A 25,197-nucleotide genomic window follows, 5' to 3' on the forward strand; every position below is an offset into this window, starting at 1 on the left:
GGGAGGGCTCCTTCGACAGGTGAATTCTCAGGAGCACGGAGTCGTGCCCCATAGCCCATCACAGCCCGCCCGGCGGCCAGGCGCGCGCGGCCGAGCCCCATTCGCGCTACGGGGGCGTCCGAGCGGGTGACACGGCCCGCGCCTCGCCCGGGTGTCGGGGCCCCGGTGCGCGGGACCTCAGTTCAGCAGCGCGGCCAGGTCCCTCTCCAGCCCCCTCCCCCTCCGTTCGACCACCCCCGCCGCCACGTCGGACAGCTTGCGGTTGCTGCCCTGCGAGATGCGGCGCAGCACTCCGAACGCGGCGTCCGCGTCGCAGCCCAGCACGTGCATGACGATGCCGCAGGCCTGGTCGACGAGGGGGCGGGAGCGCAGGGCGGTACCGAGCTGGTCGAGTTCGGTGAGCGCTGCGCGGTAGGAACGGTCGCGGACCAGGCACGTCATGGCGAAGTCGCCGAGCGCCCGGGCGGGCCCGTGCGGGGCGTCCTCCAGGGCGCCGGGCCGGAAGCTGTAGAGGCTGAGCGTCACCGTCAGGCCGGAGCGCCGGAAGGGCAGCGTGACGCTGGAGCGCACCCCGGAGTCGAGCGCGAGGGCGCGGTAGTCGGGCCAGCGGTCCTCGCGCAGCAGGTCGGAGCAGCGGGCGGGCTCCCCGCGTTCCAGGGCGGCCGGGATGGGCCCGTCCCCGGAGCGCAGCTGCACGGCGACGAGCGGGGCGAGGTCAGGATGGGTGACGGCCGCGGGCCGCTCGCTGCCGCCCTCGGCCACCATTCCGCTCGCTCCGCAGCACTCGACGGTGCAGCGCGCGGCCTCCTCGACCAGTTCCGACAGCCGCCGCCCGGGGAGGGCGGGCTCGGCCACGTCCGTTCCCCAACGGCGGGTGTGGTGCCCGGTGTCCGGCATGGTGCACTCCTCCTCTCACCGCGCGCCTTCCCCTTCGCCCGGTCCGAAAACGGTGGCCTCGAACGGGAGTCGCGCTACGTTCGTCGCATGACGCAGACGGACGAGTTCGGGGAAGACCTCGCGGATTTTGTACGCCGCGTCGCGGAGCTGAAGACGGCGAGATCCGTGTCGGGCGGGGACCTGCCCACGGTGCTGGACGCGGCGATCTTCGAACTCGACCATGCTGTCGGCCAGTTGTGGCCCCGGTACGAGCGGCTGACGGAAGCAGGACCGGTCCGCACCGGCGCCTCGGCGGACCGTCAGGAGCAGCAGCTGCTGCGCACCGTGTTCCAGCGCCTCCCCCTGCCGGTCGCGCTGGTCGACAAGGAGACGGCGGTGCGGCGGCTGAACGGCGCGGCGACCGCCCTCACCGGTGTGCGCGCCGGTTACGCGACGGGCCGCCCGCTGACCGGTTTCCTCGCCCACGCCGACCGGGCCGCGTTCCGCTCGCAGGCCGCGGCCGTGGCCCGCGGCGAGGGCGACCGCAGTCTCACCGTCCGCCTCCAGCAGCAGCCGTCCGTACCGGTGCACGCCACGCTGGCGGCCGTACGCCCGAGCGGCGAGCACCGCACGACACTCCTGGTGGTCCTGCAGCCGAGCGGACCCAGCGTCCCCGTCATGCCGGCGGACCCGCCGGCGCGGCAGCTCCCGGACCTCGCCGAGACCACCCGGCACGCGGCCGTGATGGACCTCCTGGACGCGATGACCACGGCCCTGCTGACCACGGACCGGCAGTCCGCCCCGGACGCGGCGGCGCGGGTCCTGCACGGCAGGTTCGCCGACTGGGTGATCGCCGACGCGGGCGCGGACGGTCTCTCGCGCGCGGCCGTACTGGCCCCGCCGGACGGGAACGCGGCCGCGCTCGAGGGGCAGGATCCGGCCGACTGCCCCCTGGTCGTCGAGACGGCCCGGACCGGGTCCCCGGCTCTGCAGATCCGCCCGCAGGACCCGAACGCCTTCGGCCGGACCGCGACGGGCGCCCCCGTCCTCGTGGCGGCGGACGTCACGTCACTGCTGTGCGTGCCGCTGAAGGACGGGGACACCGTGCGGGGTGTGCTGACGATGTTCCGGTGCGGGCCCCGCCTGGCGTTCTCGATGGCGGAGGCGCAGGCGATGGACCTGATGTCGCGCCATCTGGCGCTGGCTATGCGGCCTCGCGCATGATCTGGTCCCGCATCCGCGTGCAGCACCGGCTGATCAGCCGGGACACATGCATCTGGGAGATCCCGAGCTCATCGGCGATCCGGCTCTGCGTCATGTCGCCGAAGAACCGCATGTACAGGATGGCCCGCTCCCGTTCGGGCAGCGCGGCCAGCCGGGGCTTGACGGACTCGCGGTCCACGACCGTGTCCAGCGCGGGGTCGGGCGAACCGAGGGCGTCGCTCAGCGAGTAGCCGTCCTCGCTGCCGGGCAGTTCGGCGTCGAGCGAGAGCGCGGTGAAGCTCTCCAGCGCCTCCAGTCCGACCAGGACGTCCTCCTCGCTCATGTTGGCGTGCTCGGCGATCTCCGCGACGGTGGGCCTGCGGCCCGAGATGGTCTGGGAGAGGTCCTGGGTGGCGAACCGGACGCGGTTGCGCAGGTCCTGGACCCGGCGCGGTACGTGCAGGGTCCACATGTGGTCGCGGAAGTGCCGTTTGATCTCGCCGGTGATGGTGGGCACGGCGTAGCTCTCGAAGGCGTTGCCGAGTTCGGGGTTGTACCGGTCGACGGCCTTGACCAGGCCGAGTGCGGCGACCTGACGCAGGTCCTCGAAGCTCTCGCCGCGGCTGCGGAAGCGCCCCGCGAGACGGTCGGCCATCGGCAGCCAGGCCTCGACGATCTGCTCACGCAGCGTGTCGCGCTGCTGGCCCTCGGGGAGCTTGGCGAGTTTGCGGAAGGCGTCGGCGGTGTCGGGGGCGTCGTCGTGCGGGTGGTGCTTCGCGCTCACTTTGGTGGGCATGGTGCGTCGCAACTCCCTTGAAGGTGCTCTGGGGTGGACGGTCACCGTGGGAGTGCGGCCGCGCGTTCGAGACAGGCGCGGCCGGGGCGGCTCAAGGGCCGTTCCCACGGACGTGCCTCCTGTCCGAAGCACTGGAACTGCGCCTGCCCCGGGCCCCGGGCCGCAAACACCCCGCATGTTTTCCGGGGGCCCACCGGGTGACTCGGCCCGCAGACGACTGCTGTCCGATCACATCAAGGCCCGGGAGGTCGACATATGAGCACCAAGGTCTCCGACCACGTCCTGCAACGACTGCGCGAGTGGGGCGTGGACCATGTCTTCGGCTACCCGGGCGACGGCATCAACGGTCTGCTGGCCGCCTGGGGCCGGGCCGAGAACAGGCCTCGTTTCGTCCAGTCCCGGCACGAGGAGATGTCGGCGTTCGAGGCGGTCGGCTACGCCAAGTTCAGCGGCCGTCTCGGAGTGTGCGCGGCGACCTCGGGCCCCGGCGCGATCCATCTGCTCAACGGTCTCTACGACGCCAAGCTCGACCATGTGCCGGTGCTGGCGATCGTCGGTCAGACGCACCGCACGGCGATGGGCGGCTCGTACCAGCAGGAGGTCGACCTGCACACCCTGTTCAAGGACGTGGCCTCGGACTTCATCGAGACGGTGACGGTCCCCGAGCAGCTGCCGAACGTCATCGACCGCGCGATCCGCACCGCGTACGCACGCCGCGCCCCCACCGCGATCATCATCCCCGGGGACGTCCAGGAGCTCGACTACTCGGCGCCCACGCACGAGTTCAAGATGGTGCCCTCCAGCCTGGGCCGCAGCTCCTGGACGTCGGTTCCGTCGCAGGAGTCCATCGAGCGGGCGGCCGAGATCCTCAACTCCGGTGACAAGGTGGCGATCCTGGTCGGCCAGGGCGCCGCCGGGGCACGCGCCGAGGTCGAGCGGATCGCCGAACTGCTGAAGGCCGGCGTGGCCAAGGCACTGCTCGGCAAGGACGTCCTCAGCGACGAACTCCCGTATGTCACCGGCTCGATCGGCCTGCTGGGCACGCGCCCCTCGTACGAGCTGATGCGGGACTGCGACACCCTGCTGACCATCGGTTCGTCGTTCCCGTACACGCAGTTCATGCCGGACTTCGGCAAGGCGCGCGGGGTGCAGATCGACATCGATCCGCACATGGTCGGGATGCGTTATCCGTACGAGGTGAATCTCGTCGGCGACGCGAAGGCGACTCTGGAGGCGCTGATCCCGCTGATCGGCCCGGACCGCGGGCGCGAGTGGTACGACCAGGTGTGCGCGAACGTGACGCGCTGGCGTGAGGTGATGGGGCGGCGCGCGGAGCTGTCGGCCGATCCGATCAACCCGGAGTACGTCGCCCATGTGCTGGACCCGCTGCTGCCGGCCGACGCCATCGTCAGCTCCGACTCGGGTTCGGCGGCCAACTGGTACGCACGGCACCTGACCATGAAGCCGGGCATGCGCTCCTCGCTGTCGGGCACGCTCGCGACGATGGGCTGCGGGGTGCCGTACGCGATCGGCGCGAAGTTCGCGCACCCGGACCGGCCCGCGATCGCCTTGGTCGGGGACGGTGCGATGCAGATGAACGGCATGGCGGAGCTGATCACGGCGGCCAAGTACCGGGATCTGTGGGAGGACCCGCGGCTGGTCGTGGCCGTGTTCAACAACCATGACCTCAACCAGGTGACCTGGGAGATGCGGGCCATGGAGGGCGCTCCGTCCTTCCTGCCCTCGCAGGAGATCCCGGACGTGCAGTACGCCGCGTTCGCCCGTTCGCTGGGGCTGACCGGCATCCGGGTGGAGAAGCCGGAGGACGTCGAGGCGGGCTGGCGGGCCGGTCTGGAGGCGGACGGTCCCGCGGTGATCGAGTTCCTGACCGACCCGGCGGTCCCGCCGATCCCGCCGCACGCCACCTGGGAGCAGATGGAGGCCACGGCCGCCTCGATCCTGAAGGGCGACGCGGACCGCGGCTCCATGATCAAGCAGGGTCTGAAGGCGAAGGTCCAGGAGTTCCTGCCGGGGCGGGAGAAGCAGTAGCCCCTGCCGTGTTGAACGGCGCTGAAGAGTTCAGTTGCGCACGAAACAGTTCAGTGGTCAGTTCAGTAGCGCGGTGAACTGTTCAGTGCCGAACTGCCGTACTTGACATCGTGGTGCGGCTGATACTCCCGGACGTCACGCCACGGGGGCTTGCGGAACACGCTGGGCACCCAGCGGCCATCGGCGCCATCGGCGCACCGTGCGGGCAGGAGCAGCGCTGGCCTTCTCGGCCGGCCGGGTCCCCTCCCGTGACGGTGACGGGGCCACGATGAGGGCTCACCGCTGTGCCTGAGCTCAAGGCGGATGGAGGCATTGGCCGGGGACGTCTGTCTGGTCCGTCGGGCGTGAGCAGCGGCAGCAGGACTTGGTCGATGAGGCGCCGCGTGGATCGGATCACGCAGGGATGAGGTGACGGCCCTTCGTGCGAGAATGCCGATCTCGGGAACACGTGTAACCGTCAGACGCACGCCGTCCCCTTATCTGTTGGAGGGGCCGGGTCAAGTCCGTCTGGGCATGGTGATGGGCAGTGTGCTGCGTGGCTGGCCCAGCCTTATCTCGGTGCGCAGACGGCTTGATGGTTGTCTGGCGACATGATGATGGATGGGGTCGGGCTCACGGGGTGCGGCCTCTCGGTCTTTTGAGGCCGTGGGGTGGCACGAGGCGGCCGGGCAGGGGACCTGCGAAAGCCGGCCACGGGCATCGTGGAAGTCGGGCGGGGTCGCGCACCGGGCGCCGGGGACGTCGGGCCGGGATGAGTGCCTGGTGGCCAGTGCATGCGGCACGCTCCAGCCGCACTCCCGAGATGGACAAGATCGCGCCGACAGACGCCGCCACCGGGCACGACCTGACGCTCGACGCAGCTGTTGCCCTGGTCAGCCGCCATCACGGAAGTCCCCCAGCCCGCTGAGGATGGGATCCAACCCAAAGGGGAAGACCTCTTCGACAAGCACCGGCAACGCCTCCGCGATCGAGTGGACAGCGGGGAACCGTGCCGGATCCACGCCCCGGAGGGCAGCGACCGACACCTCGTTGCGCCGCCCACCGGCGCCGTTCTCATGGTTGAGCTGTATCGCCAGGCCACATACGTGGCGAGCCAGCGTCACATACGCGCATGTGGCCAGTGAGGCCTCGAATCCCGCCTTGAGCAAAAACGCGACACAGCGCTCCCGCAGCGCCATCGCGTTGGGGCCGACGGGAATCTGCTCGGCCAGCAGCCTGGCAGCGTTCCCGTGCCGACCCAAGGCGCGGAACATGGCGTGTGCCACCACCGTCAGAGACCACTGCCAACTCGCCGACGCCAGTTCTCGATCGTCCAGTTCGACGAGGCCGAACATGTGGTCCACGACCTGCGCCACGAGCTCTGCCCGGTTGCCGAAATGCCGGTACAGCGTCGCCGTACCCGAGCCCAGGCGCTCGGCCAGGGCCCTCATCGACAGCGCCTCCGCTCCCTCCTCGTCGACGATCTGCAGCGCCATGGCGACGATCCGGTCCGGTGGGACCGCCGGACGACCGGCAGGGCGGCGCACGAACTGATCCATCTCCTCGCTCAAGACCACCGTGGCCGTAACACGCGGGGGCTTCCACTTGACACGAAACTATATCGGTAACAGTGTAGCCATTATGAGTACCTGGTCTGAGCCCCAGCCCGATTCCCGGTTCGTCGAGGTGGACGGCCTGCGGATCCACTACAAGCGTGCTGGGCACGGCCCGGCACTCGTGCTGCTGCACGGCAGTGCCTCATCCCTGCAGCACTTCGACCGCGCGACGGATCTGCTGTCGGATTCGTTCGATGTCATCCGTCCCGACCTGCCGGCGTTCGGACTGACTGGCCCGCGCAAGGACCGCGACTACCGCGTTCCGGCGTACGCCGCGACGGTGGCGGGCTTCCTGGAGGCGCTGGGCGTGCCGCGCTACGCGTTGGCCGGCAATTCCCTGGGCGGCAACATCGCCTGGAACGTCGCGCTGGATCATCCGGAGCGGCTGACCGGCCTGGTGCTGGTCAATGCCACCGGCTACCCGGAGAAGACGGTGCCCGCGGGGATGCGCCTGACCCGCAACCCGCTGGTGCGGCCCCTGCTGAGGCGGGTGATGCCGCGCGGGGCCATCGAGCGCAGCCTGCGCGAGGCCGTCGGGCCGTATTCGCAGATCGTGGACGACGCCATGGTGGACCGCGCCCATCAGCTCATGAGCCGCCCCGGCAACCGCTCGGCCTTCGTCGACTTCTGCAACACCGACCAGCCGGACCGCAGCACTCAGATCCCCCGCATCACGATGCCGACGCTGGTGCTGCGCAGCGCGAGCATCGACGGCCAGCACTTCGCCCGCGACATCCCCGGCGCCCAGGAGCTCGTCCACCCCCACGGCGGACATCTGCTGCCGGAGGAGGAACCGCAGTGGGTCGCGGACGCGATCGCGAAGTTCCTCGGCTCCTGCACCGACACCCCCGCGAACTGAGGGCAAGGAGACCCGTTCCATGAAGTACTTCGTCGCCTCGGGCGAGGACCGCAAGCTCACCGCCGACTCGCGCAAGGCGCTGCGCGGCAGTTTCATCGAGCTGTCCGACGGCGTCACCCACTACGAGCTGACGGGGCCCGAGGACGGGGAAGTGGTCATGATGGCAGGCGGTCTGACCATCCCGCTGTTCTACTGGGACGGCCTCGTCAGCGAGTTGCACGCCCGCGGGCTGCGCACGCTGACCTGCAGCGCCTACGGCCGCGGCTACTCCGACCGGGTACAGGCGCGATACGACGAGACGCTGTTCACGCGACAGCTGGCCGAACTGACGGACCGGCTCGGCCTGACGGCGCGGCCCCTGCACCTGGTCGGCACCTCCATGGGCGCGCTGGTCAGCATGACGTACGCCGCCCAGTACCGCTCGTCGCTGTCCACGCTCACCATCGTTGGACCCGCCGGTCTCGCGAAACCGCGGTTGACCTCCCCCCACCGGCTGCTGCGCAGCGATCTGCTGGCCGGAGTGGTCGCCCGCCGTCGCGGCCTTCAGCTGCTCCAGGGGCACCTCGGGCACAACGTCCGCGACCCCGAACTCGGCGCGAAGCTGACCGAGATGGTCCTCGACGCCTTCCACTTCGAGGGCTCGCTGTACGCGGCCTTCGACACCCTGCAGCACCTGCCTTTCACCGGCCGTGACGACCTCTTCCGGCGGACGGGGGCACTGGACATTCCGACGCTGCTGCTGTGGGGCGACGAGGACGACGTCACGCCGCTGACGCACTTCGACACAGCGTGCGCTCTGCTGAAGCCTCAGAAACATCATGTAATTAACAAATGCGGGCATATGGCCCCATTCGAACGGCCTCGCGACGTCGCGGATCAGCTCGTCCCGTTCGTGTCCGCACGCACCGAAAGGCTCGACTCATGAACAGTCCGCAGGCCATCGACGTCCTGATCATCGGCGCCGGCCCCTCGGGCTCCGCCTTGGCGATCGACCTCGTACGCCGCGGACTCGACGTCCGGATCGTCGACAGGTCCCCCCATGCTTTCGACGGCTCGCGTGCCAAGGGCATCCAGCCCCGCAGCCTCGAAGTCCTCGAAGACCTCGGCGCTCTCGACGACGTGCTGGCCGGCGGCGACATCTATCCCAAGCTCGGGCTCCATGCAGGACCCATCGGTGTGCCGTGGAAGATGTTCCCCCACAAAGAGGCGACCCCGGACGTCCCGTACCCGAACACCTGGCTGATCCCGCAGTTCCGCACGGACCGCGCCCTGCACGCCCGGCTCGGTGAGCTCGGCCGCGAGGTCGAGTTCGGCAAGGAACTGACCGAGCTGACGCAGGACGAGGACACGGTGGTCGCCAAGGTGGTGGGCGCGGACGGGGTCGAGGAGATCGTCGCCCGCTATGCCGTGGGGGCCGACGGCGGCTCCAGTGCGGTGCGCAAGCAGCTCGGCATCGGTTTCGTGGGGACGACGGACGAGTCCGACCGTGTGCTGATCGTGGATGCCTCCGTCAGTGGCCTGGCCCGCAACCGGTGGCACATGTGGCCCGGCCTCGGCGGCAAGCTCATCGGCGCCTGCCCTATCCCCCACAGCGACATGTTCCAGTGGATGATCCGGCTCACGCCCGACGAGAAGCCGCCCCAGGAGATCGGCGCCATCATCGACCGGATCCACTCCCACACCCGCAACCGGCACATCCAACTGCACGAGATCCACTGGCAGTCCGTGTTCCGGCCCAACATCCGTCTCGCGGAGCACTACGGCCGCGGACGTGTCTTCCTCGTCGGCGACGCGGCGCACGTCCACACCCCGGCCGGTGCCCAGGGCCTGAACACCGGTATGCAGGACGGCTACAACCTCGGCTGGAAGCTGGGCCAGGTCCTCGCCGGAGCCGACCCGGCCCTGCTGGGCACCTACGAGGCCGAGCGGCAGCCGATCGCCGCCGGGGTCCTGGGACTGTCCACGGAGAAGTGGGGCGGCCTCGCCAAGCTGGACCCCTCCAGCATGAAGCGCGGCAAGGACGAGCAGCAGCTCTCCCTGACCTACTACGGCGGCCCGCTCGCCCCCGCCGACAGTGGCGGCACCAGCGTGCTGCACCTGGGCGACCGCGCCCCGGACGCCCGACTGCTGGGCGCCGACGGCGCCGAGACCCGCCTGTTCAGCCTCTTGCAGGGACCGCACTTCACCGCCATCGCCTACGGCCCCGGCGCCGCCCGGGACCTCGAACTCCTCGACTGGCCGACGACGGGCGCCCAGCTGAAGCGGCTCACCGTCGGATCGGCCGCGGGCGACGGCCGCGCCTTCTCCGACCCCAAGAACACGCTGCGGAGTGCCTACGGCCTGACCGGCGACACGCTGCTGCTGATCCGTCCCGACGGCTACATCGGGCACATCGCCACTCGGGATTTCCTCACCACCACACAAGCCGCCGTGCGGGCAATGACGCCGCAGGCAAGGAGCCGCACCATGACCCAGCAGAGCCACACCTCCCCCGGTTCGGGGGCCCCTGCATGAGCCGCATGCTGCTGCGCGGAGCGCAGGTCATCACGATGACGCCGGACCGGCCGGACGCCGAGCAGGTCGACATCCTCGTCGACGGCGAGACCATCGCCGCCGTCGGCGAAACCATCGAGGCGCCCGACGCCGAGGTCGTCGACTTCTCCGGCCGCATCGTCATCCCCGGCCTGGTCAACGCCCATCTGCACACCTGGCAGACCGCGCTGCGCTCCGCGGGCGCCGACTGGACGCTGATGGAGTACCTCACCCACCTGCACGGCGAGTGCGTCGGGCAGTACACCCCGGCCGACATGCACATCAGCAATCTCGCCGGCGCCCTGAACCAGCTCAACTGCGGTACCACCACCCTCGGCGACTGGTGTCACAACGCCCTGTCGCCCGAGCACGCCGACGCGGCCGTCGAGGGACTGGTCCAGGCCGGGATCCGCGCCGTCTTCCTGCACGGCACCCCCTACCGGTCGCCGGACACACCCCACCCGCTCGCCGAGATCGACCGGCTGCTCGACGGCCCCGTCCGCGACCACGCCCTCCTCACCCTGGGCATGGCCCTCCAGGGGCCGCAGTATTCCTCGCCGGAGACCGCGCTGGCCGACTTCCGAGCCGGCGCGGAACGCGGCCTCGTCGTCTCGATGCACCAGAGCGGCGGCGAACCCTCACCCGGCTGGGAGGCCGTGCGCGACGCCGGGCTGTTCAGCCCGCTGACCAACGTCGTGCACGGAGCCGACCTGCCCGACGACTGGATCAAGACGCTGGTCGAGGCGGGCGTCACCTTCACCACCACCCCGGAGAACGAACTGGGCCAGGGCCACGGCACACCCATCACCGGATCCCTGCTGAGCCTGGACGCGGCACCCTCCCTGGGCACCGACATCGACACCGCCGTACCCGGCACGGTCCTCACCGCCGCCCGGATCGCCCTGGCCCACCAGCGCAGCCTGGACCACGCCCACCACCGGCAGACGACCGGCATGTACGCCAACACACCGTCCGTCACCAGCAAACAGGCGCTTACCTGGGCCACGGTCGAAGGAGCGAAGGCACTGGGCCTGGCAGACAAGGTGGGCCGGATCGAGGTGGGCATGCAGGCAGACCTGGTCGCCGTCGACGCCCGGGCGCTCAACCTGTGGCCGGCGCACGACCCCATCGCCACGGTCCTGCACGCCGACATCGCCAACATCGAAGCCGTGATGGTCGCCGGCATCTGGCGCAAACGCGATCACGTCCTGCTCGCATCCGGCCTCGACGAGATCAAGGACCAGCTGCACGAGTCCGGAGAGCGGCTGCTGCGCAGCATCAGGCCCGCGGGCTCTCCCGGCTGACCTGCCGCAACGGCCCCCACGCATGAACCGCGCGCCGACGCGCACGACACACCGTCCTCGTCGGCGCGATGGCCACGCGCCCTCAGAGCCGCACACCGCGGCCTCGTACCCACCGCAAGAAAGTGCCGTGAGCAGCCCCATGCCGACTACCGCGGGCATATCCCGCGACGCCCTGCACCAGGAGCAGATCATCCAGGCGGCCATCGCCCTTCTGGACGAGGGCGGCATCGAGGGTCTGACCATGCGAAGACTCGGCAGCCGTCTCGGCATCACCGCGGCGGCACTCTACTGGCACATCAAAAGCCGACACGATCTGCTCCTGCTGGCCGCTGACGCCGTCTGGGGGCGGACACCCCTCCCCGCGCTCGACGGCCTCGCATGGCGTCCGGTCCTCCTGGCCATGGCCGACAACCTGCGTTCGATGCTTCTCAGGCACCCCTGGCTGCTGGCCGCCATGACCGCCCAGCCTCTCGACGGCCCGGCCAGAAACCGCCATGACGAGCACCTGCTCGCGGTCTGCGAGGCGTCCGGCCTTACCAGGCGGGATGCCGAGCAAGCCGCCCAGAGCGTCGCCACGTTCGCGATCGGCGCCGCCCTCGCAGCCACTCCTCGCCCGCATGTGTCCTTCGGCCTGCAGTCGCTTCTCGACGGTGTCGAAGCCAGGCTTGCCGCCCGCACCCGAGTCGACACAGCAGACGAGGCAGACGCTCAGCTCGACCGCCGTCCTCTGAACCACCTGGATCCACCGCGTGGATTCTGATCTTCGGTATCGGAGCGCGTCTCACCTGCGCAAGGACGGACTAATGAACCGGTCCGACTTCGACGTCGACGTGATCGGCCGACCCGGAACCTCGCGTCGGCGTCCTGGACGGCGAGGCAACGCGGACGCTGCAAAGGCTGGAGTGTACGAGCGCGCAATCGTTGACATGCTCCCAGGCACCGGTGCGCAGTGGATGTCGCCGCGTGGCAAGGTGGTGGTCACAACCCTTCCGGCCGAGAAGCCTCAGTGTCATCCGTCGGCACCTGCGCTCGGCGCTTGCAGAGTGCGGAGCGACGGACGTACGCCTCAACCACGCTGTCACGTTCCTTGATGCACGCGGCGAACTCGGACATGCGCGAGCAAGTATCGTCTTGGGGTGTGACGGCGCCAACAGCGAGGTACGCAAGCTCATTGGGGCCACGTTGGTCGGATCCGACTTCACCGACACATGGCTATCGACGAGCACCTGCACGGCATCCGGGACCCAGCTGAAGTCATGGCCGCCTCTTTTCGGATCGCCGCCCCAGCTGGCCAGGGCCCATCCGGAAGTGACCCGGATCCTGAACCGTCGTGGCCTGCAGCACATCCATTCTGAGATCGGACTCGCCCCCCGCGCCCTGCGGGACGTGGAGGAAGGCGTTGCGTCCGGCCGCTTCGACGTGCCCGATCCACTCGTCGCCCTCTCGGCGCTCGGTGAAGGCCAGCTGGCCCTCTGGGAACTGAGGTCCGCACGCCCCGATGTCAGCGCCGACGAAGCGCGGCTGACATGGCGGAAATGATCCTGTGCATGCTCGGTCTCCCCCGCGAGGAAGCACGCGAAGTCGCCCGGCGCCCCTTTCCCGCTCTCGACTGATCGAGCCGGCCTGGCCGTCGAGGCCGGTTCGGCATGTCCGGGGCGGTCAGGGCTTTGCCAGGGCAGTTCGCAGAGCGTCGAGGGCGGCAGCGCGGAAAGCGGTCATCGAAGGTGCTTTGCCGTCGAGCAAGGCATCAGCACCGTGGTACATGCCTGATTCGACCCGCAGCTCGCAGGCGACGCCGGCCTCGCTCAGGCGTCGGGCGTAGTCGACGTCTTCGTCGTGGAACAGGTCAATGTCGCCCACGCCGATCCACGCGGGCGGCAGCCCGTCGAGGTTCTTGCGCCTCGCAGCCGCAGCATAGGGGCGATCGTCGAGGTCCTGTGGCGGGCGGCCGAGGTAGGAGGTCCAGGCGAAGCGGTTGGAGTCCGGGGTCCACGTATAGATGGCACTGTCGGGAGGGTCGACGCGTAGAGCCGTGCGGTCGTCGAGCATGGGGTAGATGAGGAGTTGAAACCGGACCGGCACTCCTGCATCGTGGGCGCGCTGGACTACGGCGGCGGCGAGCCCGCCTCCGGCGCTTTCGCCGCCGACGGCGATGCGGGCGGGATCGATGCCGAGGGCGGCGGCGTTGGCGTGAAGCCAGCTAAGCGCACCGAAGCAATCGTCCAAAGCTGCGGGGTACGGATTTTCGGGTGCGAGGCGGTAGTCGACGCTGACGACCAGAGCGCCCAGTTCGTCGGCAACGCGGCTGCACCAGGTGTTTTCCTGCCGAGCGGCACCCATGACGGTTCCTCCGCCGTGGATCCAAAGCAGCGCTGAGCGCGGTGCTTGGCCTTCTGCCTGGTAGGTGAGCACCTCGACGGGGAGGTCGCCGGTCGTGGCCGGCAGCGTGCGCTGCTCGATGCGGACGCCTGGCCTGGAGGCGGCTCCCGCCAAGGGCACGAGGCGGCGAGCGATGGCCAGAGTGACCGGGTTGCCGAAGTTCAGCGGGAGGAAGAGCACTGGGTGCCGCAGCTCGCGAGGGACTGCCGCCAGGGCGCGGCGACGTGTGCTGATCGCCGCAGCAACGCCGAGGGTTGCTGCGGCGCCCAGTTCGGCGAGGACTCGTCGGAGCGTCATGTACTGCGCACCTTTCGTTCGGGTGGTCACGGTTCTCGGGTTCCAGGGTGGCGCCTTGACGGTCGGCCGCGGTTTCCAGTCCGGGCAGTGGTTGCCGGCAGATCGTGGGCCTCGTCTCTGGTAAGGCCGAACATCGGCAGCAGATCCTCGATGACCTGGTCGGCCGCTTCGGCGTCGTCGCGTTCGGGGTTGTCGTGCAGGAGTTGGCTGCGGCAGAGCGCCGCGTCCGCGAGGCCATGTCCCTGTTCACGCCAGCCAGGGCCAGTCCGTTCCCGCTCTGACGAGCCCTACTTCGGAGGCGAAAGCCACCGCCCGGTCGCGGGTCCCGGCACCGATCCTGGCGAGGATGCTGCTGACGTGTGACTTGACCGTGGTTTCGGCCGGATGAAGGTCCTCGGCGATCTCTCCGTTGCTCCGACCCGATGCGATGCGGGCGGGAACCTCACGCTCGCGTCCGGCGAGGTGGTGGAGCGGCCGCTGTCGTCCCGATCCTGGTCTGGGACGGAACGTTTCAGACGGTGAGCGAAGGTGTCGAGGAGTCTGTGGGTCACACTCGGCGCGATGACGGCGTCGCCTCTGGCCAGTGCGTGGACTGCGGCGATCAGAACGTTGTCGGGCTGTGGTGCAGAGGCCATACGGACCCTCTCGGAGCCGGTGTCGGCCTCGCCGACGACGGTCAGTCCAGGTTGTCGTTCGAGGATTACGCGCGCGGCAAGACGTGGCAGGGGCTCTTCGTCGACGATCAGCAGGGTCATCATGGTGCTGGTTCTTTCGTGGGGGCCAGCGGTACGGGCGTCTACGGCGCTGCCCGAGTAGGCCCTACTCGTGTGCGATGTGCCCGCGGTGCTCGGCGAGCACGTCCAGTCCGAAGTCGGACGTCAAGTCACGCCACACCGAGTGGGCGTGGTTGGCGTACCGCTGTGTGTTGTCGTACTCGATGAGGACGCGAGGGTCCTGCACCCGGTAGTAGTGCGGTTCCCCGGCGTCCGTGCTGCCCGCCCAGCCGAAATGCACCGCGTCGAGGACGGTGTCAGAGGCGTAGTGGGTGTCGTAGGCGTCTGCGAGGAACTCGGGTGCCCGTCCGGTGTAAAGGGTGACGAGGCGGCGCAACAGGTGCCGCTGCTCGTTGTTCAGGTCGCGACCGCTGATGCCCTTGGGGGGAATCGTGATGGCCACGCGCGCGTGATCGTTCTCGGTGTATCCGCTGCCCGCTTCCGCCCGGCGGTCGATGTCGTCGACAAGCCGGTCCAGCTCAGGGTCGGCGAACCGGCCGCGCCACAGGTCCTGCATGTGCATCATCGTGTCGCCGTGTTCGACGCGTGGGCGGTTGCCGGAGACGATGTCCGAGACTGCGGACGGGTGGAGCAGGGCGCTGCGGAGTTGGCCCGTGTCCAGACTGCGGACCAGTTGACGGGCCGTCTCCTCGGGGCCCTGCAAGGGCCGCAGGGTGCCTCCGATCAGCTCGGTCGTGGCCGGGTCGGCACCGATGAAGCAGGGGGTCGTGGAGACGAGCCGGCCGGCGACGACGAGGTTGTTCAGGGAGATGTGGTGGCCGCCGAACCGCCATGCCCAGACACGGTCGCCGGGGCGGCCGAAGATCCTCAGCCAGTACAGGCCGGGGTCCCGTCCGCGCTGCCGGCCCCAGTGGACCCGCCACCCTTCCAGCTGGTCCAGGACGTTCTCCAGTCCCATCACGGTGGTGACCGTGGCGTAGCCCGGGACGGACAGGCCGGTGGCCACCAACTGCATGGCCAGGCTCTGTTGGCGGGCGTTCTGGTCTCGGACGGCGAGCCCGCCGTGGTCGGTGGGAGTGTAGAACCAGCGCAGGCGCTCGGCCTCCGCATCCGGGTGGAGCGGGGAGTCGTAGGCGGCGAGCGGGAGTTGGTCCTCGCTCAGGCTGTTCAGCCAGGCGGTGGCAGCATCGGCCATGGCGGCCGCTGCCTTCTCCCGCCCGGCTGCCAGGGCGTCGGGCACGGTGCCCTCTCGGTCACCGGTCACCGGCGGACTCCGAGTCCTCGGAAATGTCGAGCATGACCTTGATGGCGTTGCCCCGGCGCTCGGCGTAGGTGTCGAACGCCTCGGCGACGTCGGGCAGCCCGAAATGGTGGGTGACCAGTTCCGCGGTGCGCAGCCGACCCCGGGCGGCCAGGCCGACGGCGCGGGCCAGCGAACCGGTGCCCTCGCCGCGGACCGTCTGGATCGAGATGCCGTTCATCACGGCGTGGTTGAGGTCGGCCCGTACGGGCTCTTCGAAGAAGCCGACGAGGACGACCTTCCCGGACCGCTTGGCCATGCGCAGCGCGTCGTCCACCGCACTCGGGGCGCCGGAGCACTCCAGGACGATGTCGGCGCCGATCCCGTCGGTCGCCTCCCGAACCGCCGCTACGGCGTCCTCCTCCCGGGAGTTGACGACCAGGTCCGCGCCGAAGGACTTGCCGATGGCGAGCCTGGCTTCCCGCGTGCCGGCCAGGGCTACGGTCCTGGCCCCGAGTTCACGTGCGACCTGTACCGCGAGCAGCCCTATCGGTCCGGGGCCGATCACCGCGACCGTGGATCCGACGAGCAGGGTGTCGAGCACGTCGAAGGCGTGCATCACGGTGCCCACGGTGGTGAGGACGACCGCGGCGTCGAAGTCCACGGTGTCCGGCAACCGGTGGAGGGTCGCCACGTGGTTGAGCGCGTACTCCGCGAAGCCCCCGTTGACGGTCATCCCCTGCACACGGTGCCCGGTGTGCCGCAGGCCGTAGTTGAGGCAGTCCGTGTAGGCCCCGGCCAGGCAGTTGGCGCAGCGCATGCAGCCGCGGTGGGCTTCCGTCACCACCCGGTCGCCGACCCGGAACTCGTCCACGGCGCGGCCCACCGCGGCGACGACGCCGGCGTACTCGTGGCCGGGTACGAACTCGCCCGCGGCCGGGCCGCCGTCCTTGAAGAAGTGGCGGCTGCGGATCTTCAGGTCCGTTCCGCACAAGGACGCCCTGCGGACGTGCACCAGAACGTCTTCCGGCCCCACCTGCGGCACGGGCAGCGTCGTGACGGCGAGGGTGCCGGGCTCACCCAGCACCGCGGCCTGCATGGTTTCCGGCAAGGACATAGGGGCCTCCAGTTACGGCCATGAACATGCGTCGGAAATCGAACCGAAACGGCCCTGTTCCCCACCTCATCTTGCACGCCGGCAACGCCTATTCCCTATTCGCGGCGCATAGGCATCCCTTATGCATGTCGCGAGAGATTCCTATTGGAGACCCATCACGACCTCGTGGCAGTGTCATTTGAAAACGACGAACGGGGCCACCGCCCAAGGAGCGAAGCTGTGGATCTGGGAATTTCGGGCAAGACCGCGCTCGTACTGGGCGGAGGTGGGGGTCTCGGCGGCGCGATCGCCCAGGCCCTCGCCGCTGAAGGCGCCGCTGTCGCCGTCGCGGACATCAGCCCACAGGCCGCAGAGAGCACCGCCGAGGCGGTGGCCGACGCGGGCGGGAAAGCCGTGCCCCTGGAATGGGATCTCGCGGACCTGGGCGCGATCGACCAGCACATCGCGGCAGTCGAAGGGGCGCTCGGTCCCGTGGACATCCTGGTCAACAACACGGGAGGGCCGCCGCCCTCGCCGGTTGCGGGGCAGGACCCTGAACTCTGGCAGAAGCACTTCCAGTCCATGGTACTGTCCGTCATCGCGATCACGGACAGGGTCGTGCCGCTGATGCGGAGCCGCGGCTGGGGCAGGATCATCACCAGCACCAGCTCGGGGGTGATCGCCCCCATCCCCAACCTGGGGCTGTCGAACGCCTTGCGGGGCAGCCTGCTCGGCTGGTCCAAGACACTGGCCCGGGAAGTCGCGGCCGAGGGTGTCACCTGCAACGTGGTCGTTCCTGGACGGATCGGCACCCAGCGGACCAAGTTCCTCGACCAGGCCAAGGCCGATCGGGAGGGCAAGTCCGTCGCGGAGACGTCCGCCGAGAGCGTCGCGTCGATCCCTGTGGGCCGCTACGGCGAGCCGCGGGAATACGCAGCCGCCGTCACCTTCCTCGCAAGCGTCCAGGCCTCTTACATCACAGGCTCGGTCATCCGAGTCGACGGCGGACTCATCACCAGCCTCTGAAAAAGACATCGGACTTCTGAGGAGGCAGAAAAAAATGGCACCCCTGGACCGCAACACCAATGGTGTTTTCGCCATCGCACCAACGCCCTTCGACGAGGAAGGCGCAATCGATTTCGACTCACTCAGCCGACTCGTCGACTTCTACGCAGACGCCGGCGTCACCGGACTGACCCTCCTGGGCCAGATGGGCGAAGCACCCAAGCTGTCCCACGAGGAAAGCGTGCGCATCGTCCAGCACGTCCTCAAGCGCACCGATCTGCCGATCGTCGTGGGCGTCTCCGCACCCGGCTACGCCGCCATGCGGGCTCTCACGGTCGACGTCATGTCAGCCGGCGCCGGCGGCGTCATGATCGCCCCGCCGAACACGCTGCGCACCGACGACCAGATCGTGAGCTACTACGAGGGAGCGGCGGACGCCATCGGCGCGGACGTGCCGTTCGTGATCCAGGACTATCCGCTGTCCTTCTCCGTCGTCATGTCCCCTGCCGTCATCGCCCGCATCGCGAACGCCGCGCCCGGGTGCGTGATGCTCAAGCACGAGGACTGGCCGGGCCTGGAGAAGATCAGCGCACTCCGGCAACTCGAAGCCGACGGAGCGATGCCCCGCCTGTCGATCCTGTGCGGAAACGGCGGCCTCTTCCTGGACTTCGAGACCGAACGCGGAGCCGACGGAGCGATGACGGGCTACTGCGTTCCCGAACTCCTCGTCGACGTGGTGCGCCACACCGCCGCCGGCGACCGTGACGCCGCCCATGACGTCTTCGACACCCACCTACCCCTGCTGCGCTACGAACAGCAGCCGGGCATCGGCCTGGCCGTACGCAAGTACGTCATGAAACGCCGCGGAATCCTGGCCTCCGACACCCAGCGCAAGCCCGGGGCCGCGCTGTCGGCGCGTGCCCGCACCGAGATCGACTACCTGCTGTCCCGACTCACCCTCAAGGACAGCAGGGTCGCACTCACGGCATGACGCGCAGATACCACCCCTCAGCAGCACAGCAGTACGGCACCACGTCACCTGGCCCCGCCCCACCAGCAGACCAGGACTCTGCCCATTCAGGAACTCCCGTCTCCTGTCTCCGACACGCGCTGCCCTCACGCATCCCCGCCAACGCGAGCTGCGTGCCATGCCGACAGCACGAGTACTGGGCAACGCTCGGCCGCGTAACTTGATCACATGCAGCTACGTCAGCTGGAGTACTTCCTCGCGGTCTGGGAGGCGGGCTCCTTCAGCAGAGCGGCTGCGCGGCTCTATGTCACGCAGCCTTCGCTGTCCCAGCAGATCGGGGCCCTGGAGAAGGAGCTGGGCGCGGTCCTGCTGGAGCGCGGCCGGCAAGGGGTGACGCTGACTCCCGCGGGCCGTGTCTTTCTGCCCCGAGCAAAGAACGTCGTCCGTGCGGTTCAGGACGCGCAGGACTCGGTGCGCGAGGTGGTGGAGGGCCGTCAGGGCGACGTCCACGTCCTGACCGTACGGTCCGTCGCCTCGGGGATCCTGCCGCCGTCCGCGGCGCGCTGGCACTCGACGTACCCCTCCACGGTGCTGAGACTGCACGACTACTCCCACCGCCGGGACCTAGAAGAGGCCATGCGCAGTGGCCAGGGCGACATCGCGGTCGGTCCACGGCCCGAACCGTGGGAGGGACCCGTCATCTCCCTGGGATACGAGGAGATGGTGGTGACCGGCTCGGCCGAATACCCGGCGGGGACAGCGGCCGATCCGGCCGAACTGGCCGCTGCCGACTGGGTGCTCTACGAGCAGGAACAGGGCATGAGCGAAGTGGTGGACCGCCTGGCAGGGCACCTCGGGTTCACACCGCGCGCCGTCGCACGCACGGGCCAGGTCTCCGCAGCGCTCCTGTTCGCGGTCGAGGGGATCGGTGTGACGGTGACACCGGAGAACGCGGTGCCGCTGCGCTGGTCGAGGCACGCCCGGCGGATCGGGCCCGGCTATTTCCGGGAGCTGGTGGTGTTCAGCAGGAAGCTCCCCTCCCAACTGGCCGAGCGGTACCGGGACATGCTCACCACTGTGGAGTTGCCGCTGACCGGGGAGCGGGATCTACCAGAAGGAGCACTCCGCTTCTAAGCCTGACTCTGTCGGGGATCTTGGAGTTTCCCGGTGCGGCAGCAAGATCGACGGGCAGTACTGCCCGTACGGTACGAACTGGCACCGGGGCTGAAGCTTCGGCACCCCGAACCGGTCCGGGAGGCGGGGGGCGAGGGGAAGGGGCTGCTGGCGACGCTGCGGAGGGTGATGTTCGGGGCGAAGAAGGAGAGTTGAGGAGGGGGCCTTTCCCTCGGGGGCCCACCCGTCATGAGCAGTGATGCGGGGCACCGCCAGGCGCACCCTGGCCCGTCGAGGCCCTGAAAGAGATTGCGGGCTCCGCATCATTCCGCTGCGGTGGGTGACACCGGTCCGCATCCGCCACCGTATCCGTCGAGCAGCTGCCGCCGCGTCCGCACCGCCGGACGACCCGGCTTGACGCGCTGCGGCAACAACGCCTCCAGCCAGGCCCATTGACCGTTCGCCAGAAGACCCTATTCGCGGCCTTCAGCCTTCGGAGAGGTGCTCGCTCCAGCGCGGTCGATCACAACGGCCGGGGCAACCGGCTCACGTCGTCACACTGCGCGGCGGCGGACACCCGGTCCCGGAACCAGCAGTGGGCCGGGTCGTACGCCCAGCGCGGAGACCACGCCATCGCCATGACGTAGGGCCGGGCGAGGGACGCGGGGACCGGGGCAGGGCGCGTTCCCGTCGGCCCGCACCACGTGTCCGCCAGCCGCCTGGGCACGAGCGCGGTGAGATCCGTACCCGCCACCAGCGGGAACAGTATCGCGAAGCTCTCCACCCGCACGGTGATCGACCCGGCGAGGCCCTCCCTCTCCAGCAGCTGGCCCGGCGACCACGGCATCAACGGTGTGTCGTAGCAGACGGCCCACCGTGCCTGCGCGAGATCGTCGCCCTCGGACTGCCGAGTCGCGCTGACGATGCGCACCCACTGGTCCTCGTAGAGGTCGAGCGACGGAGTCCCGTCCGGGAGCGCGGCCCGGGGCACGATCACTGCATCATGCCTGTCGATCTCCTCGACGATCCCTGCCCGCATGTCGTTCGTGAGCAGATCCAGGCGGATACGTGCACCAGTGCCGTGCGCCGTGACCTCGCGCACCAGTGACGTGGCGAGCGTGCTGCAATCGTAGTCGGAGAGCAGCAGGGAGAACTCGCGGTCGAGCGAACCTTGTTGCAGGCCGGCGTTGGCCCCGAAGACGCCGTCGAGTTCCGCGGTCAGCAGTGAGACCCGATCGCGCAGGCGCTCGGCCAGCAGCGTGAGCTGGGTTCCCTGGCCGGGGACCCGGACCAGCAGTTCATCGCCGAAGTGCCTGCGCAGTCGCTTGAGCGCCGCGCTGCAGGCCGGCTGGGAGAGGCCGATACGGTGCGCCGCGGCCGTCACACTGCGCTCTTGGAGCAGCGCGTTCAGCGGCACGAGCAGATTCAGATCGAGACCCATCACGTTCCAACTTCATCCATGCGGTGAATGAAACCCATAACAAAGTTCCACTGTACAGATGGAATGGGGTGTGATGAGACTAAAGCAGCGGCCGCGCCGAGCACGCGCCGCCGCAACGGATCGACCATTCGCGAGCAAGTCAGAAAGACCCAGGGGGCTGAACCACCCAGCAACAACGGCGTTTCCTCGCCACCGCTTCCAATCGGCCGCTTCAGGTCGCCCCACCTCCAGGATTCTCCCTGGGTGCAACGTATCGGAGTGAATCATGATCAAACTTATTGTCGCGGCCCGTCGCCTGCCGGGCATGACACGTCAGAAGCATTGGCAGCATTATCAGAACGTCCATGCGGCCAAGATCCTGGCGGGCCCCACCGATATGCTGGCCCACCTCTCAAGGTATGTACAAAACTTTGTGATCGACGCTGCCTATGGCGCACCGGATGCGGCACGAGTGGCGCCGGCCGAAATAGATGTCGTAAGCGAAATCTATAACCCCTCGCCGGAAGCGGTAGGTCTCCTGACGTCGCACCCCTATTACCTTTCGGTTATCCAGCCGGACGAACACCTCTTCGCCGATGGGTCGGCCCTGAAGGTGCTGGTGACAGCCGAGGAGCGTGAGCAGGTTGCCGTGCCCCGGCGCGGTGCCGTCAAGCTTGTCCATTTCATAGCCACGCGCGAAGGTGTCGACCGGGAACAATTCTTCACCGCATGGCGTGCGGCCTCGCAGGCGATTGTGGCTGATCCTTCATTGTCGCCCGCGCTGTGTGGCTACACCCGCAGTCATGCACTGCCGGTGCCCGAGGAAGCGACGCGCGATCTTTTGGGCGGCGCCCCCATAAATGTCCATGCCGGCGCCACAAGCATCTGGCTGGACAGGGCAGACGACCTTTCCGGCGTCGCCCGCTACCGCGAGCTCTTCGAGGAAATCATGGTCTCGGCATCGGACAGCCTGGTCGATGCCTCTCAGTCCATGTTCCTGATCGTGCAGGAACTGGAACATTACCCGTATCACGCCTAGGGCCCGTTGCGAAAGTGCTGGTCACAGCCACTCGTTGAGGACTGCGACCAGTACGGCCGCCTCGTATCGGACAGCGAACTTAACTCTGTCGGGGATCTTGGTGCCGGCGGAGTCAAGTGCCCAGGGTTCGCCAGGACTTCAGGCGAGGCATCTCGCGTTGGTCGAGGTAGTTCTGGAAGGCAGTGGGCCGGCGGGGTGTGGGGGCTTCCTCAGCCGGTGGCAGTCCGCTGAGGCGTTCGATGTTGACGGCGATGGCTGTCAGGACGTGCTGGACGTGGGCCTTTCCCTGTCCTCGGTAGCGGCAGCGCCGCATACCGTCCCGGTGGGCGAACTCGTTGACCGTGCTCTCCACTCCGGAGCGGACCGCGTAGCGGGCCTTCCACTCGGGGGTCTGCTGCTCGGCGCGGACGCGGAGTTGCAGGTCGCGGAGCTCTCGTGGGGGAAATCCCACGGTGCGGGCGTAGTCGGCGGTGCTGGTGCACTGGGTGCGGGTCGGGCAGGGGCGGCACTGGCTCTTGGTGAGCCTGGCCACGATCAGCGGGGCGGCGGTGGGTGAGGAGGTCGGGTAGGGGCCGTGCCAGCCCGCGCTGACCTGTCCCTGGGGGCAGGTGACCTGCTGCTTGTCGTAGTCGATGTGGAAGTCGTCGCGGGCGAAGCCCTCGTTTCGGCGGTGCTGGCGGGTGGGGTTGCTCTTCAGCGGCCCGGAGACGGTGACCTGGTGTTCACGGGCGGCTTGTTCCAGGTGGGGGCAGTCGACGCGTCCTCGACGCCCGGGAGTCGTTTCGTTCCGACTACTCCTGTCTGCTCCCAACACGCCCCCGAGCGCTGCCATTTGACCGCTGGCGGGGCCGACCGCCATCGGCCACTTCGCACACATGACCCCGCACGGCCCGTATCCCAGCGACCTGTCGACTTCCCACCCTGGACCACGACCTACGGGTACTTCGCCAAGTGGCAACACGACGGAGTATTCGAGCAGCTCACCGGCCTGCTGCGACGCCTGGTCCGGGAAGCCGAGGGCCGAAGGGCGGAGCCGTCGGCCTGCGTGCTGGACTCCCAGACAATTAAGACTTCCGCCAACGTGCCCCTCGCGGACCAGGGTACGGACGCCGGGAAACGGATCATCGGGCGCAAGCGCCACCTCGGCTGCGACACCCTCGGCCTGCTACTGACCGTGCTGGTCACCGCCGCCAGCGTCTCCGACACCGCAGCCGGCGTGACCCTGCTCTCCCGCATCGCCGCCACCCACCCGCACATCACGAAGGCCTGGGTGGACGCCGGCTACCGCACCACCGTCATCGACCACGGAGCGCGCCTCGGCATCAACGTCCACCCCGTCCAGCGCCCGCCCGGCGCCCACGGGTTCACGATCATCCCGAGACGGTGGACCATCGAGCGCAGCATCGGCTGGCTCATGCACCACCGACGCCTCGCCCGCGACTACGAGACACACCCGCACCGCTCCGAAGCCATGATCCACCTCGCCATGATCGACCTCATGGCCCGCAGACTCAGAGGGCGACGCCACCCTGAACTGGCGCGGAACCTGACCCGGGACCAAACACGAATCACCGGACCAAGCGCTCAGTAAGGGCCCGTAAAGAAGTGGGGCCGTCGGGGAGTTCGCGAATGCGGGATGCCTATGGCAGCCGACCGGTGAACCCGTGCGGGCGACGTCCATGACTTCCTCGGCAACTCGCTGAGCAAAGGCCTGCCCTCAGGACCATCTACAACCTGGCGACGGCACCGGCTGCGTGAACGTCGTTACGCCCACGCCCCCGCGAACTCGCTCCGAAGCCGACCATCATAACGGTTACATTGTTGCCGTTATTTCGCTAGGCTGAGCCGCTGCATCGATCGACCGAATCGCCCGTCTGGGCGCCGAGCGATGCGCTCGGCCGGCAACTCGACCGCGCCCGACACATCCCATAACGGTCTCGTGACGCCCCGCCCGCCATCAGGCCGTCACCCTTGACGCCCACGCCGCCGCGACGCCGGCACCTGGAGATACCTCATGATCCTCACCATCACCCTCGCCTGCGCCATCGCCCTGATCTTCGGGGGGATCGGAGTGCTCAACACACTCGCATTGCCGAAGGCGCGCGAGCTGGCCGCCGAGACCGGCTTCTCCGTCGCCGCCTATCGCCGCATCGGCGCGCTGCAACTGGCAGGAGCCGCCGGCGTGGCGCTCGGCCTCGCCATGCCGCTGCTCGGCGGCCTCGCGGGGGCCGGGCTTCTCCTGCTGCTCGCCGGAGCTGTGGTCGTACACCTGCGCAAGGGCGACCCGGTTGCCAAATTTGTGCCCGCCGCTGTGTGCGCGGCGCTTGTCGCCTCATACCTCGCGGCCTTGTTCGCCTGAAGCGCTGCGGATCGAGCCCACGCCACGGAGGGCAGCTCCGGCAGTGTCACCCTGAAAGCAATGCCGCCTCGAGCTGTGACTTCACCTCGAAGAGCCGACCGACGGGGATGGCTTCAGACCGCCACGCTCCCGAAGGGCAGATCCAGGGCTGGCCAACAGGCATCCGATGGCACCACTGGACCAAAACCAGCTAAACGGCTACGTTGTAGCCAATATTAGAGGTGGCCGGAAACGCAGCCACCTGGGCTCGAGGGCGCTCAAGCCGCGACCGCACGGTCCGACTGCCTTCACCAGCGCCCCTTCGTCCAGAGTGCCCACCCCCGAGGGGTAG

At 68.9% G+C, this 25,197-nt stretch carries 23 protein-coding genes and 1 pseudogene; 15 read left to right on the forward strand and 9 right to left on the reverse strand.

Going from position 1 to position 25,197, the window contains the following annotated elements:
• Positions 1-177: 177 nt before the first annotated feature.
• The gene (locus tag ACWDAG_RS02805) at positions 178-897 is read right to left on the reverse strand and encodes an ANTAR domain-containing response regulator (RefSeq protein WP_450693769.1); all 720 of its coding nucleotides are present in this window, start codon (positions 895-897) and stop codon (positions 178-180) included.
• A gap of 87 nt (positions 898-984) precedes the next feature.
• Between ACWDAG_RS02805 and ACWDAG_RS02810 the strand changes: the two genes are divergently transcribed.
• Entirely contained in the window at positions 985-2,100 is a 1,116-nt protein-coding gene (locus tag ACWDAG_RS02810) for a PAS domain-containing protein (protein WP_450693770.1), read from the forward strand.
• Here the strand turns inward: ACWDAG_RS02810 and ACWDAG_RS02815 are convergent.
• Positions 2,081-2,875, reverse strand: coding sequence for an RNA polymerase sigma factor SigF (locus tag ACWDAG_RS02815; RefSeq protein WP_450693771.1), 795 nt, complete (start codon positions 2,873-2,875; stop codon positions 2,081-2,083). The two genes, ACWDAG_RS02810 and ACWDAG_RS02815, sit on opposite strands and share 20 nt — an antisense overlap.
• 255 nt (positions 2,876-3,130) lie before the next feature.
• Between ACWDAG_RS02815 and ACWDAG_RS02820 the strand changes: the two genes are divergently transcribed.
• On the forward strand, positions 3,131-4,924 hold the full coding sequence (locus ACWDAG_RS02820; protein ID WP_450693772.1) for a thiamine pyrophosphate-requiring protein: 1,794 nt from the start codon (positions 3,131-3,133) through the stop codon (positions 4,922-4,924).
• A gap of 872 nt (positions 4,925-5,796) precedes the next feature.
• Here the strand turns inward: ACWDAG_RS02820 and ACWDAG_RS02825 are convergent.
• The gene (locus ACWDAG_RS02825; protein WP_450693773.1) at positions 5,797-6,462 is read right to left on the reverse strand and encodes a TetR/AcrR family transcriptional regulator; all 666 of its coding nucleotides are present in this window, start codon (positions 6,460-6,462) and stop codon (positions 5,797-5,799) included.
• 82 nt (positions 6,463-6,544) lie between these two features.
• Here ACWDAG_RS02825 and ACWDAG_RS02830 point away from each other — a divergent pair, with 82 nt between their 5' ends.
• The 6 genes from ACWDAG_RS02830 (at position 6,545) to ACWDAG_RS02855 (ending at position 12,753) form a co-directional block, all read left to right on the forward strand.
• Positions 6,545-7,378 carry an alpha/beta fold hydrolase gene (locus ACWDAG_RS02830; protein ID WP_450693774.1) on the forward strand — a complete coding sequence of 278 codons (834 nt, stop codon included), beginning with the start codon at positions 6,545-6,547 and terminating at the stop codon, positions 7,376-7,378.
• Positions 7,379-7,397: 19 nt separating this feature from the next.
• On the forward strand, positions 7,398-8,303 hold the full coding sequence (locus ACWDAG_RS02835) for an alpha/beta fold hydrolase (RefSeq protein WP_450693775.1): 906 nt from the start codon (positions 7,398-7,400) through the stop codon (positions 8,301-8,303).
• Positions 8,300-9,892: an FAD-dependent oxidoreductase gene (locus ACWDAG_RS02840; RefSeq protein ID WP_450693776.1), complete on the forward strand. Its 1,593-nt coding sequence runs from the start codon at positions 8,300-8,302 to the stop codon at positions 9,890-9,892. The genes ACWDAG_RS02835 and ACWDAG_RS02840 overlap by 4 nt, the downstream gene beginning before the upstream one ends.
• On the forward strand, positions 9,889-11,214 hold the full coding sequence (locus tag ACWDAG_RS02845; protein ID WP_450693777.1) for an amidohydrolase family protein: 1,326 nt from the start codon (positions 9,889-9,891) through the stop codon (positions 11,212-11,214). The genes ACWDAG_RS02840 and ACWDAG_RS02845 overlap by 4 nt, the downstream gene beginning before the upstream one ends.
• Before the next feature lie 139 nt (positions 11,215-11,353).
• On the forward strand, positions 11,354-11,974 hold the full coding sequence (locus ACWDAG_RS02850) for a TetR/AcrR family transcriptional regulator C-terminal domain-containing protein (RefSeq protein WP_450693778.1): 621 nt from the start codon (positions 11,354-11,356) through the stop codon (positions 11,972-11,974).
• A gap of 548 nt (positions 11,975-12,522) precedes the next feature.
• Positions 12,523-12,753, forward strand: coding sequence for a hypothetical protein (locus ACWDAG_RS02855; RefSeq protein WP_351924630.1), 231 nt, complete (start codon positions 12,523-12,525; stop codon positions 12,751-12,753).
• Positions 12,754-12,873: 120 nt separating this feature from the next.
• Here the strand turns inward: ACWDAG_RS02855 and ACWDAG_RS02860 are convergent, their stop codons facing one another.
• Positions 12,874-13,890, reverse strand: coding sequence for an alpha/beta hydrolase (locus tag ACWDAG_RS02860; protein WP_351924632.1), 1,017 nt, complete (start codon positions 13,888-13,890; stop codon positions 12,874-12,876).
• A gap of 104 nt (positions 13,891-13,994) precedes the next feature.
• Between ACWDAG_RS02860 and ACWDAG_RS02865 the strand changes: the two genes are divergently transcribed.
• The gene (locus ACWDAG_RS02865) at positions 13,995-14,171 is read left to right on the forward strand and encodes a hypothetical protein (protein ID WP_450693779.1); all 177 of its coding nucleotides are present in this window, start codon (positions 13,995-13,997) and stop codon (positions 14,169-14,171) included.
• On the opposite strand, the gene ACWDAG_RS02870 is transcribed toward ACWDAG_RS02865, so the two are convergent.
• The 3 genes from ACWDAG_RS02870 to ACWDAG_RS02880 all read right to left on the reverse strand — a co-directional run bounded on the left by ACWDAG_RS02870 (position 14,137) and on the right by ACWDAG_RS02880 (position 16,981).
• Complete coding sequence (locus ACWDAG_RS02870) at positions 14,137-14,319, reverse strand: response regulator transcription factor (protein ID WP_450693946.1); 183 nt, start codon at positions 14,317-14,319, stop codon at positions 14,137-14,139. The two genes, ACWDAG_RS02865 and ACWDAG_RS02870, sit on opposite strands and share 35 nt — an antisense overlap.
• A gap of 390 nt (positions 14,320-14,709) precedes the next feature.
• Positions 14,710-15,888 (reverse strand): DUF3500 domain-containing protein, encoded by a 1,179-nt coding sequence (locus ACWDAG_RS02875; RefSeq protein WP_450693780.1) that lies wholly within the window; start codon positions 15,886-15,888, stop codon positions 14,710-14,712.
• Positions 15,878-16,981, reverse strand: a complete 1,104-nt coding sequence (locus ACWDAG_RS02880; RefSeq protein ID WP_450693781.1) for a zinc-dependent alcohol dehydrogenase — start codon at positions 16,979-16,981, stop codon at positions 15,878-15,880. Before ACWDAG_RS02880 ends, ACWDAG_RS02875 begins: the two co-directional genes overlap by 11 nt.
• Before the next feature lie 219 nt (positions 16,982-17,200).
• Here ACWDAG_RS02880 and ACWDAG_RS02885 point away from each other — a divergent pair, with 219 nt between their 5' ends.
• The 3 genes from ACWDAG_RS02885 (at position 17,201) to ACWDAG_RS02895 (ending at position 20,069) form a co-directional block, all read left to right on the forward strand.
• Complete coding sequence (locus ACWDAG_RS02885; RefSeq protein WP_450693782.1) at positions 17,201-17,986, forward strand: SDR family oxidoreductase; 786 nt, start codon at positions 17,201-17,203, stop codon at positions 17,984-17,986.
• Positions 17,987-18,020: 34 nt separating this feature from the next.
• Entirely contained in the window at positions 18,021-18,956 is a 936-nt protein-coding gene (locus ACWDAG_RS02890) for a dihydrodipicolinate synthase family protein (protein WP_450693783.1), read from the forward strand.
• Positions 18,957-19,163: 207 nt separating this feature from the next.
• Positions 19,164-20,069: a LysR family transcriptional regulator gene (locus ACWDAG_RS02895; protein ID WP_450693784.1), complete on the forward strand. Its 906-nt coding sequence runs from the start codon at positions 19,164-19,166 to the stop codon at positions 20,067-20,069.
• A gap of 502 nt (positions 20,070-20,571) precedes the next feature.
• Here the strand turns inward: ACWDAG_RS02895 and ACWDAG_RS02900 are convergent.
• Positions 20,572-21,489, reverse strand: a complete 918-nt coding sequence (locus ACWDAG_RS02900; protein WP_450693785.1) for a LysR family transcriptional regulator — start codon at positions 21,487-21,489, stop codon at positions 20,572-20,574.
• Between the two features lie 265 nt (positions 21,490-21,754).
• On the opposite strand from ACWDAG_RS02900, the gene ACWDAG_RS02905 reads away from it, so the two are divergent.
• Positions 21,755-22,507 carry an EthD domain-containing protein gene (locus ACWDAG_RS02905; protein ID WP_450693786.1) on the forward strand — a complete coding sequence of 251 codons (753 nt, stop codon included), beginning with the start codon at positions 21,755-21,757 and terminating at the stop codon, positions 22,505-22,507.
• Positions 22,508-22,619: 112 nt separating this feature from the next.
• Here the strand turns inward: ACWDAG_RS02905 and ACWDAG_RS02910 are convergent, their stop codons facing one another.
• Positions 22,620-23,321, reverse strand: coding sequence for a transposase (locus tag ACWDAG_RS02910; RefSeq protein WP_450693787.1), 702 nt, complete (start codon positions 23,319-23,321; stop codon positions 22,620-22,622).
• Between the two features lie 90 nt (positions 23,322-23,411).
• On the opposite strand from ACWDAG_RS02910, the pseudogene ACWDAG_RS02915 reads away from it, so the two are divergent.
• Both ACWDAG_RS02915 and ACWDAG_RS02920 read left to right on the forward strand, forming a co-directional pair.
• Positions 23,412-24,057 (forward strand): annotated as a pseudogene (locus ACWDAG_RS02915) (IS5 family transposase); the annotation flags it as partial.
• A 464-nt stretch (positions 24,058-24,521) separates the two neighbouring features.
• Positions 24,522-24,866 carry a DoxX family protein gene (locus ACWDAG_RS02920; protein ID WP_450693788.1) on the forward strand — a complete coding sequence of 115 codons (345 nt, stop codon included), beginning with the start codon at positions 24,522-24,524 and terminating at the stop codon, positions 24,864-24,866.
• Positions 24,867-25,197: the final 331 nt, after the last annotated feature.

Source organism: Streptomyces sp. NPDC001157 (assembly GCF_053598255.1).